Origin of the sequence: Klebsiella sp. BDA134-6, from assembly GCF_015601345.1 — a bacterium.
In the GTDB taxonomy this organism is placed as follows: domain Bacteria; phylum Pseudomonadota; class Gammaproteobacteria; order Enterobacterales; family Enterobacteriaceae; genus Klebsiella; species Klebsiella grimontii.
Genome location: NZ_CP064784.1, coordinates 1,960,041 through 1,976,782, shown reverse-complemented (window position 1 = coordinate 1,976,782; position 16,742 = coordinate 1,960,041). Strand labels below are relative to the sequence as shown.

At 55.2% G+C, this 16,742-nt stretch carries 14 protein-coding genes; 8 read left to right on the top strand and 6 right to left on the bottom strand.

Going from position 1 to position 16,742, the window contains the following annotated elements:
- The first annotated feature begins 2 nt into the window (after nucleotides 1-2).
- Entirely contained in the window at nucleotides 3-707 is a 705-nt protein-coding gene (gene aat / locus IYV58_RS09070; RefSeq protein WP_195729530.1) for a leucyl/phenylalanyl-tRNA--protein transferase, read from the top strand.
- Nucleotides 708-986: 279 nt separating this feature from the next.
- Entirely contained in the window at nucleotides 987-1,205 is a 219-nt protein-coding gene (infA, locus tag IYV58_RS09065) for a translation initiation factor IF-1 (protein WP_002211347.1), read from the top strand.
- 138 nt (nucleotides 1,206-1,343) lie between these two features.
- On the opposite strand, the gene clpA is transcribed toward infA, so the two are convergent.
- A complete protein-coding gene (clpA, locus tag IYV58_RS09060; RefSeq protein WP_004130900.1) occupies nucleotides 1,344-3,626 on the bottom strand; it encodes an ATP-dependent Clp protease ATP-binding subunit ClpA in 2,283 nt (760 codons plus the stop codon).
- 30 nt (nucleotides 3,627-3,656) lie between these two features.
- Complete coding sequence (gene clpS / locus IYV58_RS09055; RefSeq protein WP_004130898.1) at nucleotides 3,657-3,974, bottom strand: ATP-dependent Clp protease adapter ClpS; 318 nt, start codon at nucleotides 3,972-3,974, stop codon at nucleotides 3,657-3,659.
- A 324-nt stretch (nucleotides 3,975-4,298) separates the two neighbouring features.
- On the opposite strand from clpS, the gene cspD reads away from it, so the two are divergent.
- Nucleotides 4,299-4,529, top strand: coding sequence for a cold shock-like protein CspD (cspD, locus tag IYV58_RS09050; protein WP_004100627.1), 231 nt, complete (start codon nucleotides 4,299-4,301; stop codon nucleotides 4,527-4,529).
- A 68-nt stretch (nucleotides 4,530-4,597) separates the two neighbouring features.
- Here cspD and macB read toward each other — a convergent pair whose 3' ends face one another.
- The 3 genes from macB to IYV58_RS09035 form a co-directional block, all read right to left on the bottom strand.
- Nucleotides 4,598-6,544: a macrolide ABC transporter ATP-binding protein/permease MacB gene (macB, locus tag IYV58_RS09045; RefSeq protein ID WP_004130896.1), complete on the bottom strand. Its 1,947-nt coding sequence runs from the start codon at nucleotides 6,542-6,544 to the stop codon at nucleotides 4,598-4,600.
- Nucleotides 6,541-7,656, bottom strand: a complete 1,116-nt coding sequence (gene macA, locus IYV58_RS09040; RefSeq protein ID WP_142446172.1) for a macrolide transporter subunit MacA — start codon at nucleotides 7,654-7,656, stop codon at nucleotides 6,541-6,543. Before macA ends, macB begins: the two co-directional genes overlap by 4 nt.
- 174 nt (nucleotides 7,657-7,830) lie before the next feature.
- Entirely contained in the window at nucleotides 7,831-9,489 is a 1,659-nt protein-coding gene (locus IYV58_RS09035) for an ATP-dependent endonuclease (RefSeq protein ID WP_142446173.1), read from the bottom strand.
- 384 nt (nucleotides 9,490-9,873) lie between these two features.
- Here IYV58_RS09035 and aqpZ point away from each other — a divergent pair, with 384 nt between their 5' ends.
- The 4 genes from aqpZ to hcr all read left to right on the top strand — a co-directional run bounded on the left by aqpZ (nucleotide 9,874) and on the right by hcr (nucleotide 14,371).
- The gene (gene aqpZ / locus IYV58_RS09030; protein WP_004130892.1) at nucleotides 9,874-10,569 is read left to right on the top strand and encodes an aquaporin Z; all 696 of its coding nucleotides are present in this window, start codon (nucleotides 9,874-9,876) and stop codon (nucleotides 10,567-10,569) included.
- 124 nt (nucleotides 10,570-10,693) lie between these two features.
- A complete protein-coding gene (locus tag IYV58_RS09025) occupies nucleotides 10,694-11,593 on the top strand; it encodes a LysO family transporter (protein WP_195729529.1) in 900 nt (299 codons plus the stop codon).
- Between the two features lie 145 nt (nucleotides 11,594-11,738).
- The gene (hcp, locus tag IYV58_RS09020) at nucleotides 11,739-13,391 is read left to right on the top strand and encodes a hydroxylamine reductase (protein ID WP_087830133.1); all 1,653 of its coding nucleotides are present in this window, start codon (nucleotides 11,739-11,741) and stop codon (nucleotides 13,389-13,391) included.
- An 11-nt stretch (nucleotides 13,392-13,402) separates the two neighbouring features.
- Entirely contained in the window at nucleotides 13,403-14,371 is a 969-nt protein-coding gene (gene hcr / locus IYV58_RS09015; RefSeq protein WP_142446174.1) for an NADH oxidoreductase, read from the top strand.
- A 39-nt stretch (nucleotides 14,372-14,410) separates the two neighbouring features.
- On the opposite strand, the gene IYV58_RS09010 is transcribed toward hcr, so the two are convergent.
- Entirely contained in the window at nucleotides 14,411-14,845 is a 435-nt protein-coding gene (locus IYV58_RS09010) for a DoxX family protein (protein ID WP_004130883.1), read from the bottom strand.
- Between the two features lie 152 nt (nucleotides 14,846-14,997).
- Here IYV58_RS09010 and poxB point away from each other — a divergent pair, with 152 nt between their 5' ends.
- Nucleotides 14,998-16,716, top strand: a complete 1,719-nt coding sequence (poxB, locus tag IYV58_RS09005; RefSeq protein WP_004130882.1) for a ubiquinone-dependent pyruvate dehydrogenase — start codon at nucleotides 14,998-15,000, stop codon at nucleotides 16,714-16,716.
- Nucleotides 16,717-16,742: the final 26 nt, after the last annotated feature.

Below are 16,742 nucleotides of genomic sequence, written 5' to 3'. Positions count from 1 at the left end.
AAATGCGGCTGGTTCAGCTCTCTCATCATTCCATCGCTTTCCCCTCCCCGGAAGGCGCTTTACGTGAACCTAATGGCCTGTTGGCGCTGGGCGGCGATCTTAGCCCGGCGCGGCTACTGATGGCCTATCAGCGCGGTATTTTTCCGTGGTTTTCACCCGGCGATCCTATTTTATGGTGGTCCCCCGATCCGCGAGCGGTACTGTGGCCAGAGAAATTTCATCTCAGCCGCAGTATGAAGCGTTTCCATCAGCGCTCGCCTTATCGCGTCACGCTGAATCACGCCTTCGGTCAGGTTATCGAGGGCTGCGCCGACCATCGCGATGAGGGAACATGGATAACGGCAGGAATCGTTCAGGCCTACCATCAGCTGCACGAGCTGGGACATGCGCATTCTATTGAAGTGTGGCAGGGAGATGCTTTAGTCGGTGGAATGTATGGCGTTGCGCAGGGCGCGCTGTTTTGCGGAGAGTCGATGTTCAGCCGTGCCGAAAACGCCTCTAAAACCGCGCTGCTGGTCTTTAGCAAGGTATTTTCACAGGATGGCGGAAAATTAATCGATTGTCAGGTGCTGAATAAGCATACGGCGTCGCTGGGCGCAGTGGAAATTCCTCGCCGCGATTACCTCGACTATCTCTCCGTGCTGCGGACTTATCGTCTACCGGAACTATTCTGGGTACCGAGGGTGCTATTTGCAGGAGAAGCGTAAATGTTTTCAGCACATTTTTTGTTGGGATGTTATAATTGCGCGGTAGAGTAGCTTCTGCCCGTTGCCCCGCCGCCGTTTGGGAATAATAAGAGTCAGATAACACCCATTGTTCTGTCACTCCCCCTTTACGTTTGCGCCTGTCACCCGGTTTATCCGCGTGAATCACGGGTAATGCGCCAAAACTACTTCGGCGATTTGACGTAAAACTTTACATACTTGCTGAACTTCGGCATTATCTTGCCGGTTCAAAACTACGGTAGTGATACCCCAGAGGACTAGATGGCCAAAGAAGACAATATTGAAATGCAGGGCACCGTACTTGATACGCTGCCTAACACTATGTTCCGCGTAGAACTGGAAAACGGTCACGTGGTAACTGCGCATATTTCCGGTAAAATGCGTAAAAACTACATCCGCATTCTGACGGGCGACAAAGTGACTGTTGAGCTGACCCCGTACGACCTGAGCAAAGGCCGCATTGTCTTCCGTAGTCGCTGATCGTTTTCGCGCTTAGCGCGCCAGATGCTGAAGGCCGGGATAATTCCCGGTCTTTTCATTTCTACGTCATTTACAACTAAAAGCGCGCAGATAAAAAAACCGGCCCTGAGGCCGGTTTTGTCATTGGGTACCAGAAACTTAATGCGCCGCTTCCGGTTTGTGCTTCTGCGCACTCTGGAAGTCGTAGGTCAGCGCATTTTTCTCTTTGTCCAGTTCCACCGTTACCTGGCCGCCGTCAACCAGTAAGCCAAACAGCAGCTCGTTGGCCAGCGGTTTTTTCAGGTTGTCCTGAATTACCCGTGCCATCGGACGTGCGCCCATGGCCCGGTCATAGCCTTTCTCGGCCAGCCAATCGCGAGCTTCCTGGCTGACTTCCAAAGAGACGCCTTTCTGATCCAGCTGAACCTGCAGCTCGACGATAAATTTATCCACCACCTGATGGATAACCGTCGTAGACAGGTGATCAAACCAGATAATGTTGTCGAGACGGTTACGGAATTCCGGCGTAAAGATCTTTTTGATCTCATCCATCGCATCCGGACTGTTGTCCTGATGAATAAGGCCAATGGATTTACGCTCGGTTTCACGCACCCCGGCGTTGGTGGTCATCACCAGCACCACGTTGCGGAAATCCGCTTTGCGGCCGTTGTTGTCGGTCAGCGTCCCGTTATCCATCACCTGCAGCAGCAGGTTAAAGACGTCCGGATGCGCTTTTTCAATTTCATCAAGCAGCAGCACCGCGTGCGGATGCTTAATAACCGCATCGGTCAGCAGCCCGCCCTGATCGAAACCGACGTAACCCGGAGGCGCACCGATTAAGCGGCTGACGGTATGACGTTCCATATATTCGGACATATCAAAACGCAGCAGCTCAATGCCCAGCGACTTCGCCAGCTGTACGGTAACCTCGGTTTTACCGACCCCGGTAGGCCCGGCGAACAGGAAAGAGCCGACGGGTTTGTGCTCATGGCCAAGCCCGGCGCGCGCCATCTTGATCGCTTCGGTTAAGGCCTCAATCGCCTTATCCTGGCCGAAGACCAGCATTTTCAGGCGATCGCCGAGGTTTTTCAGCGTATCGCGATCGCTGCGGGAAACGCTCTTCTCAGGTATGCGCGCAATCCGCGCTACCACGGACTCAATATCCGCCACGTTAACCGTTTTCTTACGTTTACTCACCGGCATCAAGCGCGCACGCGCCCCGGCTTCATCAATCACGTCAATCGCCTTATCCGGCAGATGACGATCGTTAATGTATTTCACCGCCAGTTCCACCGCCGCACGTACCGCCTTCGCGGTGTAACGGACATCGTGGTGCGCTTCATACTTCGGCTTCAGGCCGTTAATAATCTGCACCGTCTCTTCCACGGAAGGTTCGGTGATATCAATTTTCTGGAAACGACGCGCCAGGGCACGATCTTTTTCAAAGATGTTGCTGAATTCCTGGTAGGTTGTCGAACCGATTACCCGGATCTTACCGCTGGAAAGCAGCGGTTTAATCAGGTTAGCGGCATCGACCTGCCCGCCGGAAGCCGCCCCCGCACCGATAATGGTGTGGATCTCATCGATGAACAGAATACTGTTGGTGTCCTGCTCCAGCTGCTTGAGCAGCGCTTTAAAGCGTTTTTCAAAATCGCCGCGATACTTGGTGCCTGCCAGCAGCGAACCGATATCCAGCGAATAGATAGTGCAATCGGCCATCACTTCCGGCACGTCGCCCTGCACGATACGCCAGGCAAGCCCTTCAGCAATAGCGGTTTTACCGACGCCGGATTCCCCCACCAGCAGCGGGTTGTTCTTGCGACGGCGGCACAGAACCTGAATAGCGCGTTCCAGCTCTTTCTCGCGACCGATCAGCGGATCGATACCGCCTACGCGGGCAAGCTGGTTGAGGTTGGTGGTGAAGTTTTCCATACGATCCTCCCCGCCTGCTTGCTCTTCGCCGCTGCCTGGCTGACTTCCGCTACTATCGGAAGACTGGCTCGGCTCGTCTTTACGCGTACCGTGAGAGATGAAATTCACTACATCAAGTCGGCTGACTTCGTGTTTACGCAGCAGATAGGCCGCCTGAGACTCCTGCTCGCTGAAAATCGCGACCAGAACGTTGGCGCCAGTCACTTCGCTGCGGCCGGAAGACTGGACGTGGAAAACGGCACGCTGCAGGACGCGCTGGAAGCTCAGCGTCGGCTGAGTATCGCGCTCTTCTTCCGTTGCAGGCAGTACGGGTGTGGTCTGTTCGATGAAGGCTTCAAGCTCCTGACGCAGCGCGACCAGGTCCACTGAACACGCTTCAAGCGCTTCGCGGGCCGAAGGGTTGCTAAGCAGCGCCAGCAACAAGTGCTCGACGGTCATGAACTCATGACGGTGCTCGCGCGCTCTGGCGAAAGCCATGTTTAAACTGAGTTCCAGTTCTTGATTGAGCATAGGCACCTCCCCCAAGTTTATTGCCTGCATTCAGGCTTTTTCTAGCGTACACAACAACGGATGTTCGTTCTCCCTTGCGTACTGGTTCACCATCGATACTTTGGTTTCGGCGACTTCGGCGGTAAAGACCCCGCAAATCGCTTTACCTTGATAGTGAACCGTCAGCATCAGTTGCGTTGCACGTTCAACATCATAAGAAAAGAATTTTTGTAACACGTCAATAACAAACTCCATTGGAGTGTAGTCATCATTGACTAATATCACTTTATACATAGATGGCGGTTTAAGCGCATCCTTAACTTCGTCCTCTACTAGCTGATCGAAGTCCAACCAGTCTCTCTTACTCATCGTCAGTGTTCATCATCGGTTGCTGTTGCCAACAGGCGGTGGCCTGTCGATGACCAGAGGCTATGCACATCACAAATCTACAATAGATCATAGATAATTATCATCTATTACTTCCATCCGCGACGTCTGTCACATTCCCCGGCAATAGCGTTAACTGCTTCAAATTTTGACGCATTTTTCACCGTCCCCCAGCGTCAATCGCTTGACGCATTTCCTGATTTCTCTAAATTGTAGTGGCGAGAGTTGGCGAGCAAATGAACAACTCGTCACTCCACTACCGGTTCATTCCATCTTACTTATAAGATTTACGAAGGATGTCGAAGTATGGAAATGGGTACTGTTAAGTGGTTCAACAATGCCAAAGGGTTCGGTTTTATCTGCCCTGAGGGCGGCGGCGAAGACATTTTCGCCCATTACTCCACCATCCAGATGGATGGTTACAGAACGCTAAAAGCCGGACAAGCGGTTCGGTTTGATGTTCACCAGGGGCCAAAAGGTAACCACGCCAGCGTGATTGTCCCTGTTGAAGCTGAAGAAACAGAAACAGCCGCATAACTCTTTTGCTTCATTGTGTACATCCCGCCAGCAAAATGCCAGTCCTTCTGACTGGCATTTTTTTATCGCTACTCGCGCGCCAGGGCGTCTACCGGGTCCAGACGCGCCGCGTTGCGCGCCGGTAGCCAGCCAAACAGCACCCCAGTCAGCGTGGAGCATAAAAATGCGGTCAATAGCGCCAACGGCGAAAAACCGATCTCCCAGCCGGGTAAAAACAGCTGGAGAACAAAGGCGATCAGCAGCGAAAGCGTGACGCCCAGCGCCCCGCCGACCAGGCAAACCAACACCGCCTCGATCAAAAACTGCTGTAACACATCGCTGGCCCGCGCACCGACCGCCATACGGATACCGATCTCCCGCGTGCGCTCGGTGACTGAGACCAGCATAATGTTCATTACGCCAATTCCGCCGACCACCAGCGCAATCACCGCCACCAGCGTCAGAAACAGCTGTAATGTATGTGTGGTCCGTTCCGCCGTTTTCAAGACGCTGTCCATATTCCAGGTGAAAACATCTTTCTTACCGTGACGCAGTTCCAGTAGACGCAACAGCTGCTGCTCGGCAATCGAGCTGTCATAACCTTCATTCACCCGCACGGTGATGGAATTCAGCCACGACTGCCCCATCACCCGCCCGGCCATCGTGGTATAGGGTAACCAGACGCGCAGGATTTTGCTGCTGCCGAACATCGACTGTTTTTCATCCGCGACGCCGATCACCGTCGCCGGCATGTTGCCGACCAGAATGATCTCACCCACCACTTTCGCTTTGTGCGGAAACAGCTGTCGACGCGCGTTACTGTCGAGCACCACCACCTGCGCGCGGCTATTTAGCTGAAGCTCGTTAAAGGTATTTCCTTCGCTGAAGGTCATGCCGTAGACGTTAAAATACTGTGACCCTACGCCCTCGGCGCTGGCGGCAACGTCAATGTTATCAGCCCGCAGACGCAGGCTTTTTGATACCGCCGGGGTCGCCGAGCTGACCCAGGGCTGTTTCTGAATAGCCAACAGGTCATCGTACTTCAGAGACTGCTGATAGCGGGGATCGTCATCGCCGAAATCCTTGCCGGGATAAACATCAATGGTATTGGTACCGATAGCGCGAATATCGGCCAGCACCATCTGCTTCGCGGCATCGCCCACCACCACAATCGACACCACCGAGGCAATACCGATAATAATCCCGAGCATCGTCAGCAGCGTACGCATTTTATTCGCCGCCATCGCGCGCCAGGCCATAACCAGCGCTTCGCGAAAGCCGCTGCTGAACTGACGCCACGCCGATGGCTCAGCCGCCGTACGCTGACGCAGTACGCCGCCGTGGGCGGACCCCAGCGCGGGCGGATTACGCACGATTTCACCATCGTGTATTTCAATGACCCGTTCTGCCTGGGCCGCCACCTGCGGATCATGGGTGACGATAATCACCGTATGCCCCTGCGCTTTTAGCTGGTGAAGGATCCCCATGACCTCTTCGCCGGAGCGGCTGTCCAGCGCGCCGGTTGGCTCATCCGCGAGAATCACTTCCCCGCCGTTCATCAGGGCGCGGGCGATACTCACCCGCTGCTGCTGGCCGCCGGAGAGCTGCGAAGGCTGATATTCAGCTCTGTCGCCCAGTCCCAACCGAATCAGCAGCTCATGGGCCCGGGCCAGACGCGCTTTACGCTCCGCGCCGGCATAAACCGCCGGAACTTCGACGTTCTGCGCCGCGGTCAGATGCGATAGCAGGTGATAGCGCTGGAAAATAAAGCCGAAATGCTCCCGCCGCAGGCGCGCCAGCTCGTCGCCGTTGAGACGAGCCACGTCCGTTCCCGCGACCCGGTAGGTACCGCCGGTCGGTTTGTCCAGACAGCCGAGAATATTCATCAGCGTGGATTTGCCGGAGCCGGACGCCCCGACAATAGCCACCATTTCTCCTGCGGCAATGCTCAACGTAATGCCTTTCAGCACCTCAACGTTGCCCTCACCAGAAGGATAGCTGCGGCGAATATCACGCAGTTCCAGTAACGCCGTCATTTCGCCGCTCCGGCCGCACCTTCGCCGATAATCACTTCATCCCCCTCTTCCAGCCCTTTCACCACTGCCACATCGGTGTCGTTACGCGCGCCGATAACGATTTCACGCTCTTTAACTTCACCGGTACGCAGCAGACGCACGTGGTAGCGGTTATCGCCGATGGCTTCACCCAGCGCGCTCAGCGGGATGGTGATGACGTTTTTCACTTCCGAGAGCTGGATATGCACCTGGGCGGTCATTTCCAGACGCAGGATGCCCTGCGGGTTCGGCACTTCAAAACGGGCGTAGTAGAAAATCGCGTCATTGACCTTTTCGGGTGTCGGCAGGATATCCTTCAATGTCCCTTCATAGCGCGTCAGCGGATCGCCCAGCACGGTAAACCAGGCTTTTTGCCCCGGCTTCAGGTGAATCACGTCCGCTTCCGAGACCTGCGCCTTCACCAGCATAGTGCTGAGATCGGCTAGGGTTAAAATATTCGGCGCCTGCTGGGCGGCAATCACCGTCTGCCCCTGCAGGGTAGTGATTTGCGTCACTTCCCCTGACATCGGTGCCAAAATTTTGGTGTAGTCGAGGTTGGTTTTGGCCGTATCCAGGGTAGCCTGATTACGTTTGACCTGCGCTTCAATCGTACCGATTTGCGCCTCTTTGACCGCTAAGTCAGTCGCGGCGGTATCGAGGTCCTGGCGAGAGACTAACTGGCGCTGCGCCAGCTGCTGCTGGCGGGCCAACGTCGCCGCAGACAGTTTACGCTCCGCACGGGCCTGGTTGAGCTGCGCCCGCAGCTCCATCAGCGTCGCTTCAACTTCTTTAATCTGGTTTTCCGCCTGCTCGGGATCGATAACCCCCAGCAGTTGATCTTTTTTGACTTTGTCGCCAATCTCAACGCGCAGCATTTTTAGCTGTCCGCTAACCTGGGCTCCGACGTCAACTTTTTTTAACGCATCCAGCTTACCGGTCGCCAGCACGCTCTGCTGCAGGTCGCCTTTGCGTACAACCAGCGTCTGATATTGCGGCAGCGGCGCATTCAGAATTCGCCATCCCCAGACGGCGAGGGCCAGTACGACAATCGCCAGCAGCCACCATACTTTCCTGCGCTTTCCATTTAATTTCATAAAAATTCCTGATGTTTTAACCCGCAGAACCCGCAACAATTCTATCTAAATGCGGCAATAGAATAACGCGCATTTTTAGCTGCGCTTAATTTTTGTTTAACCAAAGTTGAAGGTCGCGCGGATCAAGGCATGCCGGGAGAGTTCCCGGCAGAGAGAGGTAAACGGCGGTCGGCGCTAATCCGCCCGCCCGCGCGCCAGCCATAGCACGCGGGAGAACATTTTTTTCAACAGCGCCGGAATGGCGTCAACCCCGCGACGCCCGGCCTCCATCGCCACTTCAATCGCCAGGTCCGGTTTTGACGAACGGTGGATCGCTTTGGTGATCACCCGCCGCATATTCATGGGAATATTCATCGGCAGCTGGGCCACCCGATGATAAACATCGTCGAAGCCCTGGCGGTACATAAAATGCTCCATATCCATCGCCGGTAGCGCGGTGAGATGGTCGCGCTCAAGCATTTTGTCGTCATTTAACAGCCCGCGAACGGTGGCGGCATATTTCTTCCCGGCCTCATCGCCGTCCACCAGCACGTGCCATTCAATACCCATTCGCCGGGCGAATTTGATAAGCGGTTTTAATCCCGACTGGGCAAACTCAATCACCTTCACCCCTTCTGCATCAAAATGGTGGCCGCACTGGCGAGCCAGCTCGTTGATAACCCAGGTTTCGGTCTCCCCTTCGACCAGCAGCCAGCAGCGGGCAAAGAGCGATGAAGCGCGGTTAAAGCGAATATGAAAAGCGATGCGCCGGCTGTCTTCGGCATTCATCCCGCCGGGACCCAGCCGCCAGGCAGATACCCGTGAAGATTCGCGCACCAGCCGGCAAACGTGCTCGACGGGCGTTAATGACAGCAGTTCGCCAGAGTTCGTCGTCGTCACCCGCTGCAGCGGCAGTAAATTAAGCAAATGCCAGGCTACAGAAAGCATAATCGGATGCAGACGGGTTTCCGGGTCCTCAATCAACAAGAGCGGCCGCGCATCGCGATCGAGTCTCACCGTACCTTTCGCCTGCAACAACGTAGAAAACAGTCCCAATAAAATCACCCGATGGCTGCGCCCGCCGGGCTTGTCGATCATCCTGTTAATGATGTCCAGGTAGCGCCAGTTGCGCTGTTCATCATGTGAATGACGGCGCATCAGGCGATGACGCGACTGTGCGCTGCTCTGCTCGGCAAAATAGTGCTCCAGCAATTGCACCATGGCCGACAGCCCCTGGCGGATCTGCCCATCGGTTAAATTTTGCGGATGATGCACCAGTTCTCGGGAGAGGAAATCAAGCTGGCGCGCGGTAATTTCGATCTGCGGCGAATGCGGAACAGTGCCGTTGTGGATCCGTCGCATAAAGCGGGCGTCGCGCAGCCGCAGAACCGGCATCAGCCGCACCAGGTGACGGGCGAGTTCATCAATATCGTCAAGCTCCAGCGCTTCCCCTTCACCATTAATAAAGCTACGCAGGGTCATTACGCTGTCGTCATCAGCAAGCTCCCCCTCGAGGCGATAGAAAACGCGCTGATAGCCGTCGTCGCAGGGCACCCAGCAGTTGCTGAGAGGGCGATAGCGTCGTACCCGATGACGGCCGGGTTCATTTTCACGGAAGGTCAAAATGATATGCAGATGATGCTCGCGCCCCTGAATATCGCCGGGCGGAAACCAAAAATCTTCCCGAACAAAATGATAAAGGTCAAACTCCGGCGACAGGAGTAGCGTCAGGGCATCCAGCAGGCTGGATTTACCCCAGGCATTTTCGCCAATCAGCACGTTATTTTGCTCAAGCATCAACGATAAACGGTTAATACCGCGAAAACCGACTATTTCGACGCGCTCAAGATGCATATGCCCTCCGCTCGGTGGCGACTATATCCTTCAGTTATCAGCAGTATAGCGAGGTGAGCATCAACATGACACCACAGGCGTATTATGAATCGCTATGGGGTGAAGAGCCGGAATGTGATGCGAGATATTTTACTTAATTGAGAAACGCATTCATCATCAAAAGTCGTTTTTTTAATCATTTTTGTTCTACACTTTTAAAAATTCCCATATAAAAAGGAATCCCAGCGCATTGTTCTATATCAAATTACATCAATTTATTTAACTGGTCCCAGAGTAGCGATCGTCCCTAGAATAGCGTCGCTTTATTCTAGTCGTCATTCTTTGTGGCGAAAATAAAGGCCGGCACGAAAACTCGTGCTCGTTTACGTTTTTATTGAGGTGGTTATGTTTAGAAAATTAGCAGCAGAATGCTTTGGTACATTCTGGCTGGTATTCGGTGGCTGCGGCAGCGCCGTTCTGGCTGCAGCGTTCCCGGAGCTGGGAATTGGTTTTGCCGGCGTCGCGCTGGCCTTCGGTTTAACCGTATTAACCATGGCCTATGCCGTTGGCCATATTTCCGGCGGGCATTTTAACCCGGCGGTGACTTTAGGTTTATGGGCGGGTGGTCGTTTCCCGGCCAAAGAGGTGATTGGTTATATTATCGCCCAGGTCGTCGGCGGTATTATCGCCGCCGCTATTCTGTATGTTGTCGCCAGCGGTAAAGCGGGCTTCGACGCCGCCGCTAGCGGGTTCGCATCGAACGGTTATGGCGAACATTCTCCGGGCGGTTTCTCCATGCTTTCCGCCATTGTGATTGAGATTGTCCTGACCTGCGGCTTCCTGCTGGTTATTCACGGCGCCACGGATAAAAACGCCCCTGCCGGCTTCGCCCCTATCGCCATTGGCCTGGCGCTGACGCTTATTCACCTGATCAGCATTCCGGTCACCAACACGTCGGTAAACCCGGCGCGTAGCACCGCGGTAGCGATTTTCCAGGGCGGCTGGGCGCTGCAGCAGCTGTGGCTATTCTGGGTAATGCCGATTATCGGCGGCATTCTCGGCGGCGTGCTCTACCGCACCCTGCTGGAAAAACGCAGCTAAGCTCCCACTATTCTCTTGAGGCCCGGTATCGCCGGGCCTTTCTTTTTTTCGACTACTTTACTCAGTCCGGCGATTTGGGTAGTGTCAGTGACGCTATTTTCACTCTGCAAGGATCGTGTCGTTCATGTTTTCGGGACTATTAATCATTCTGCTGCCGTTGGTCATAGGCTATCTTATTCCTCTTCATCGGCCATCAGCCCTTAAACTCATTACGCGACTTCTGAGCTGGATCGTCTACGTTATTCTCTTCTTTATGGGAATTAGCCTGGCCTTCATGGATAATCTGGCCAGCAACCTCCTGGCGATCCTTCATTATGCGGCGGTCAGCGTCGTTATTATTATGCTGTGCAATATTGCCGCCCTGATGTGGCTTGAACAGAAAATGCCCTGGCAAAATCATCATCGTCAGGAAAGATTACCCTCGCGTCTGGCAATGGCGCTGGAATCCCTTCAGCTATGCGGCGTGGTGCTTATTGGCTTCCTGATTGGTCTAAGCGGTCTCTCTTTTTTACAACACGCCACCGAGGCCAGCGAATATACGCTGATTTTCCTTTTGTTCCTCATCGGTATTCAACTGCGTAATAATGGCATGACGCTGCGGCAAATCGTTCTTAATCGCCGCGGCATGATTGTCGCGGTGGTGGTGATGGTCAGTTCATTACTGGGTGGCGTCATCAATGCCTTTATTCTTGACCTACCGCTAAAAACCGGTCTGGCCATGGCCTCCGGTTTTGGCTGGTATTCACTCTCCGGGATCCTGCTGACCGAATCCTATGGCCCGGTGATTGGCAGCGCGGCATTCTTTAACGATCTTGCCCGCGAGCTGCTGGCGATTATGCTTATCCCTGGTCTGGTGCGCCGCAGCCGTTCAACGGCGCTAGGCCTTTGCGGCGCGACATCAATGGACTTTACGCTGCCGGTACTGCAACGTTCAGGCGGGGTGGAGATTGTGCCGGCGGCCATCGTTCATGGCTTCATCCTCAGTCTGCTGGTGCCCATCTTGATGGCTTTCTTCTCCGCTTAATACCTACCTGGCGGTAGTCTCCTGCCGCCAATTTTGCGCTAAATCAATCTCCCTGTAAGTTGTATCAGAAATACCTTTTCTCTTCTCGCGCTCGGGCATAACCTTAAACATGTATCTTAAATATAACTTTAAAAAAGGTGTGACCATGTTTTGTGTGCAATGTGAACAAACCATCCGTACCCCGGCAGGGAACGGCTGCTCTTACGCGCAGGGTATGTGCGGGAAAACGGCCGAAACCTCCGATCTGCAGGATCTGTTGATTGCTTCTTTGCAGGGCCTCTCCGCATGGGCGCTTAAAGCCCGCGAATACGGCATCATCGACCACGACATCGATAGCTTCGCGCCGCGTGCTTTTTTTTCCACGCTGACCAACGTTAACTTCGACTCCCCGCGTATCGTTGGCTACGCCCGCGAGGCCATCACCCTGCGTGAAGCGCTGAAAGCCCAGTGCCTGAACATTGATGCCCACGCGACGGTTAACAACCCGATGGCCGATCTGCAGCTGGCGAGCGACGATCTGGGCGACCTGCAGCGCCAGGCGGCGGAATTCACCCCGAACAAAGACAAAGCGGCCATCGGCGAGAACATTCTCGGCCTGCGCCTGCTGTGCCTGTACGGCCTGAAAGGCGCTGCGGCTTATATGGAGCACGCGCACGTTCTGGGTCAGTACGACAACGCCATCTACGCCCAATACCATAAAATCATGGCGTGGCTAGGTACCTGGCCTGCCGATATGAACGCGCTGCTGGAATGTTCGATGGAAATCGGCCAGATGAACTTTAAGGTGATGAGCATCCTGGACGCCGGCGAGACCACCAAATATGGTCACCCCACCCCGACTCAGGTCAACGTCAAAGCGACCGAAGGCAAATGCATCCTGATTTCCGGCCATGACCTGAAAGATCTGTACAACCTGCTGGAGCAAACCGAAGGTACCGGGGTTAACGTCTACACCCACGGTGAAATGCTGCCGGCGCACGGTTACCCGGAACTGCGTAAATTCAAACATTTGATCGGTAACTACGGCAGCGGCTGGCAAAACCAGCAGGTCGAGTTCGCCCGCTTCCCTGGCCCGATTGTCATGACCTCAAACTGCATCATCGACCCAACCGTCGGCGCCTATGACGATCGTATCTGGACCCGCAGCATCGTCGGCTGGCCGGGCGTGAATCATCTGGAAGGCGAAGATTTCGCCCCGGTTATCGCCCAGGCGCAGCAAATGGCAGGATTCCCATACAGCGAGATCCCGCACCTGATCACCGTTGGCTTCGGTCGTCAGACCCTGCTGGGCGCGGCTGATACGCTGATCGACCTGGTGAGCCGTGAAAAACTGCGTCATATCTTCCTGGTGGGCGGTTGCGACGGGGCGCGCGGCGAACGTAACTACTTCACCGATTTCGCTACCAGCGTACCGGATGACTGCCTGATCCTGACCCTGGCCTGCGGCAAGTACCGTTTCAACAAACTGGATTTCGGCGATATCGAAGGTCTGCCGCGTCTGGTCGATGCAGGTCAGTGTAACGACGCTTACTCCGCCATCATCCTGGCGGTCACGCTGGCGGAAAAATTGGGCTGCGGCGTCAATGACCTGCCGCTATCGCTGGTCCTTTCCTGGTTCGAGCAAAAAGCGATTGTCATCCTGCTGACCCTGCTCTCGCTGGGCGTGAAAAACATCGTCACCGGCCCGACGGCGCCAGGTTTCTTCACGCCGGACTTGCTGGCCGTTCTCAACGAGAAATTCGGTCTGCGTTCGGTGACCACCGTTGAAGAAGACATGAAGCAGCTGCTGAGCGCGTAAGGAGTAAAAGTATGACTTTGCCAACTCATCAGTGCCCATGGCGGATGCAGGTTCATCACATCCATCAGGAAACGCCGGATGTCCGGACAATTTCGTTGCTCTGCCACGACTATTATCCGTACCGTGCCGGGCAGTATGCACTGGTTAGCGTACGTAATTCAGCGGAGACGCTGCGTGCTTACACCATTTCATCGACGCCGGGAGTAAGCGAGTACATCACGCTGACCATCCGTCGGATTGACGATGGCGCAGGCTCACAGTGGCTGACCCGCGACGTGAAGCGCGGCGACTATATCTGGCTGTCCGATGCCATGGGTGAATTTACCTGTGAAGATAAGGCTGAAGATAAGTTCCTGATGCTGGCTGCTGGCTGCGGCGTTACGCCGATCATGTCAATGCGTCGCTGGCTGGCGAAATATCGCCCGCAGGCTGATGTGCAGGTGATTTTTAACGTGCGTTCCCCCCAGGATGTCATTTTCGCTGAGGAATGGCGTCAGTATCCGGTGACGCTGGTGGCGGAAAATCACGCCACCCACGGTTTTGTGGCAGGACGTTTAACGACTGAACTGCTGCAAAGCGTGCCGGATCTGGCATCGCGTACCGTGATGACCTGCGGCCCGGCGCCGTATATGGCGTGGGTTGAGCAGGAAGTGAAAGCGCTGGGCGTGACGCGCTTCTTCAAAGAGGAGTTCTTTACGCCGGTAGCCGAGGCCGCTACCAGCGGCATGAAGTTCACCAAACTGCAGCCAGCGAAAGCGTTCTATGCGCCGGTCGGCGCCACGCTGCTCGAGGCGCTGGAAAGTAACAAAGTGCCGGTTACCGTTGCCTGTCGCGCAGGCGTCTGCGGCTGCTGCAAAACGAAAGTAGTTTCCGGCGAATATACCGTCAGCAGTACCATGACGTTAACCGATGCGGAAATCGCTGAAGGCTACGTGCTGGCCTGCTCCTGCCATCCGCAGGGGGATCTGGTACTGGCTTAACCATCAACTGCCGGATGGCGCAGCGCCATCCGGCTCTCTTTACCGCCAGGCCGAATTTCCGGCGATGGTATAGCGCCCCGCTCCCAAAAAAGCGACCGCCAGCGCACCCACGAAAAAAAAGACCAGGCTCTCAATCGCCCACGCGCCGACCGCATCCAGCGCGAAGGTTTTGCCCGTGCCGACCATCAGCCAGGCGACGACCATCGTAAAAGCCAGCACCAGCGCCGCCGGACGGGTAAGAATTCCCAGGATCAGCAGGCAAGGCGCAACCACCTCGCCCACTAATACCCCATAAGCGATAAAACCCGGCAATCCTTTTGCTACCAGCATATTGCTGATTCCCCCTACGCCATCAAATAGCTTGTGTAATCCGTGAAACAGCATCAGTCCGCCGACGGCAAGTCGTAACAAGAGTTTGCCGAAATCGTCATGAGACAGTAGTTTATTAACAGCATTTAACAGCGATTTAACCATTTGAAATGATTCCTGTTTACCACTTTATGTGAGCACAGATTATGCGGAGTTTTCGCTGAAAAAAACCAGAGGAAAATGAGGGGTGAAAGCGAGCGTAACCGGCAGTTTCATCTAAGCTTGTAAGCGTTATCACAAAAAGGAGATGGAGAACCATGAAACAAACCGTGGCGGCATACATTGCCAAAACTCTTGAACAGGCTGGCGTTAAACGTATTTGGGGCGTAACCGGGGATTCTCTTAACGGCTTAAGCGATAGCCTGAACCGCATGGGGACCATCGACTGGATGCCCACGCGCCACGAAGAAGTGGCCGCCTTTGCCGCCGGAGCGGAGGCCCAGCTTACCGGCGAACTGGCGGTCTGCGCCGGTTCCTGCGGGCCGGGCAACCTACACCTGATTAACGGCCTTTTCGACTGCCACCGCAATCACGTTCCGGTTCTGGCTATCGCCGCCCATATTCCTTCCAGCGAAATCGGCAGCGGCTATTTTCAGGAAACGCACCCGCAGGAGCTGTTCCGCGAATGCAGCCACTACTGCGAACTGGTCTCATCCCCGGAACAAATTCCGCAGGTGCTGGCCATCGCCATGCGCAAAGCCGTAATTAACCGCGGCGTCTCGGTAGTGGTACTCCCCGGTGACGTTGCGCTAAAAGCCGCGCCGGAAAGCGCCAGCAGCCACTGGTATCACGCACCGCTGCCGCAGGTGACGCCAGCGGAAGAAGAGCTGAAGAAGCTGGCCCAGCTGCTGCGCTATTCCAGCAACATCGCCCTGATGTGCGGTAGCGGCTGCGCCGGGGCGCATAAAGAGCTGGTGGCGTTCGCCGAGAAGCTCAAAGCGCCTATCGTTCATGCGTTGCGCGGCAAAGAGCACGTTGAATACGACAATCCTTATGATGTGGGGATGACCGGGTTGATTGGCTTCTCCTCCGGCTTCCACACCATGATGAACGCCGACACCCTGGTCCTGCTCGGCACCCAGTTCCCCTATCGCGCCTTCTATCCGACGGATGCCAAAATCATTCAGATTGATATCAATCCCGGCAGTATTGGCGCCCACAGTAAAGTGGATATGGCGCTGGTAGGCGATATCAAATCCACCCTCAGCGCGCTGCTGCCGCTTCTCGAAGAGAAAACCGACCGCAAGTTCCTCGATAAAGCGCTGGAACACTATCGCGACGCGCGTAAAGGGCTCGACGATCTGGCCAAGCCCAGCGACAAAACGCTTCATCCGCAGTATCTGGCGCAGCGCATTAGCCACTTTGCCGACGAGGACGCCATTTTTACCTGTGACGTGGGTACGCCGACCGTCTGGGCCGCGCGCTATCTACAGATGAACGGCAAGCGCCGCCTGCTCGGCTCCTTCAACCATGGTTCAATGGCCAACGCCATGCCGCAGGCCATCGGCGCAAAAGCCACGGCACCTGACCGCCAGGTCGTGGCAATGTGCGGCGACGGCGGCTTTAGCATGCTGATGGGGGATTTTCTCTCGCTGGCGCAAATGAAGCTGCCGGTGAAGATCGTTATCTTCAATAATAGCGTACTGGGCTTCGTGGCGATGGAGATGAAGGCCGGGGGCTATCTGACAGACGGCACCGAGCTGCACGCCACCAACTTTGCCCGCATCGCCGAAGCGTGTGGTATCAAGGGCATACGCGTTGAGCGCGCGTCAGAGGTTGATGAAGCGCTGCAAACCGCTTTCGCTACCGATGGCCCGGTACTGGTGGATGTGGTCGTCGCCAGTGAAGAGCTGGCGATGCCGCCGCAAATCAAGCTGGAGCAAGCCAAAGGTTTCAGCCTGTATATGCTGCGCGCGATTATCAGCGGCCGCGGCGACGAGGTTATTGAACTGGCGAAAACCAACTGGCTAAGGTAAAAATATCCTTTTCAATTCATACACAA

Excerpts from the sequence above, each read along its gene's own strand:
- aat (WP_195729530.1), top strand. The coding sequence starts at position 3 with ATGCGGCTGGTTCAGCTCTCTCATCATTCCATCGCTTTCCCCTCCCCG.
- infA (WP_002211347.1), top strand. The coding sequence starts at position 987 with ATGGCCAAAGAAGACAATATTGAAATGCAGGGCACCGTACTTGATACG.
- clpA (WP_004130900.1), bottom strand. The coding sequence starts at position 3,626 with ATGCTCAATCAAGAACTGGAACTCAGTTTAAACATGGCTTTCGCCAGA.
- clpS (WP_004130898.1), bottom strand. The coding sequence starts at position 3,974 with ATGAGTAAGAGAGACTGGTTGGACTTCGATCAGCTAGTAGAGGACGAA.
- cspD (WP_004100627.1), top strand. The coding sequence starts at position 4,299 with ATGGAAATGGGTACTGTTAAGTGGTTCAACAATGCCAAAGGGTTCGGT.
- macB (WP_004130896.1), bottom strand. The coding sequence starts at position 6,544 with ATGACGGCGTTACTGGAACTGCGTGATATTCGCCGCAGCTATCCTTCT.
- macA (WP_142446172.1), bottom strand. The coding sequence starts at position 7,656 with ATGAAATTAAATGGAAAGCGCAGGAAAGTATGGTGGCTGCTGGCGATT.
- IYV58_RS09035 (WP_142446173.1), bottom strand. The coding sequence starts at position 9,489 with ATGCATCTTGAGCGCGTCGAAATAGTCGGTTTTCGCGGTATTAACCGT.
- aqpZ (WP_004130892.1), top strand. The coding sequence starts at position 9,874 with ATGTTTAGAAAATTAGCAGCAGAATGCTTTGGTACATTCTGGCTGGTA.
- IYV58_RS09025 (WP_195729529.1), top strand. The coding sequence starts at position 10,694 with ATGTTTTCGGGACTATTAATCATTCTGCTGCCGTTGGTCATAGGCTAT.
- hcp (WP_087830133.1), top strand. The coding sequence starts at position 11,739 with ATGTTTTGTGTGCAATGTGAACAAACCATCCGTACCCCGGCAGGGAAC.
- hcr (WP_142446174.1), top strand. The coding sequence starts at position 13,403 with ATGACTTTGCCAACTCATCAGTGCCCATGGCGGATGCAGGTTCATCAC.
- IYV58_RS09010 (WP_004130883.1), bottom strand. The coding sequence starts at position 14,845 with ATGGTTAAATCGCTGTTAAATGCTGTTAATAAACTACTGTCTCATGAC.
- poxB (WP_004130882.1), top strand. The coding sequence starts at position 14,998 with ATGAAACAAACCGTGGCGGCATACATTGCCAAAACTCTTGAACAGGCT.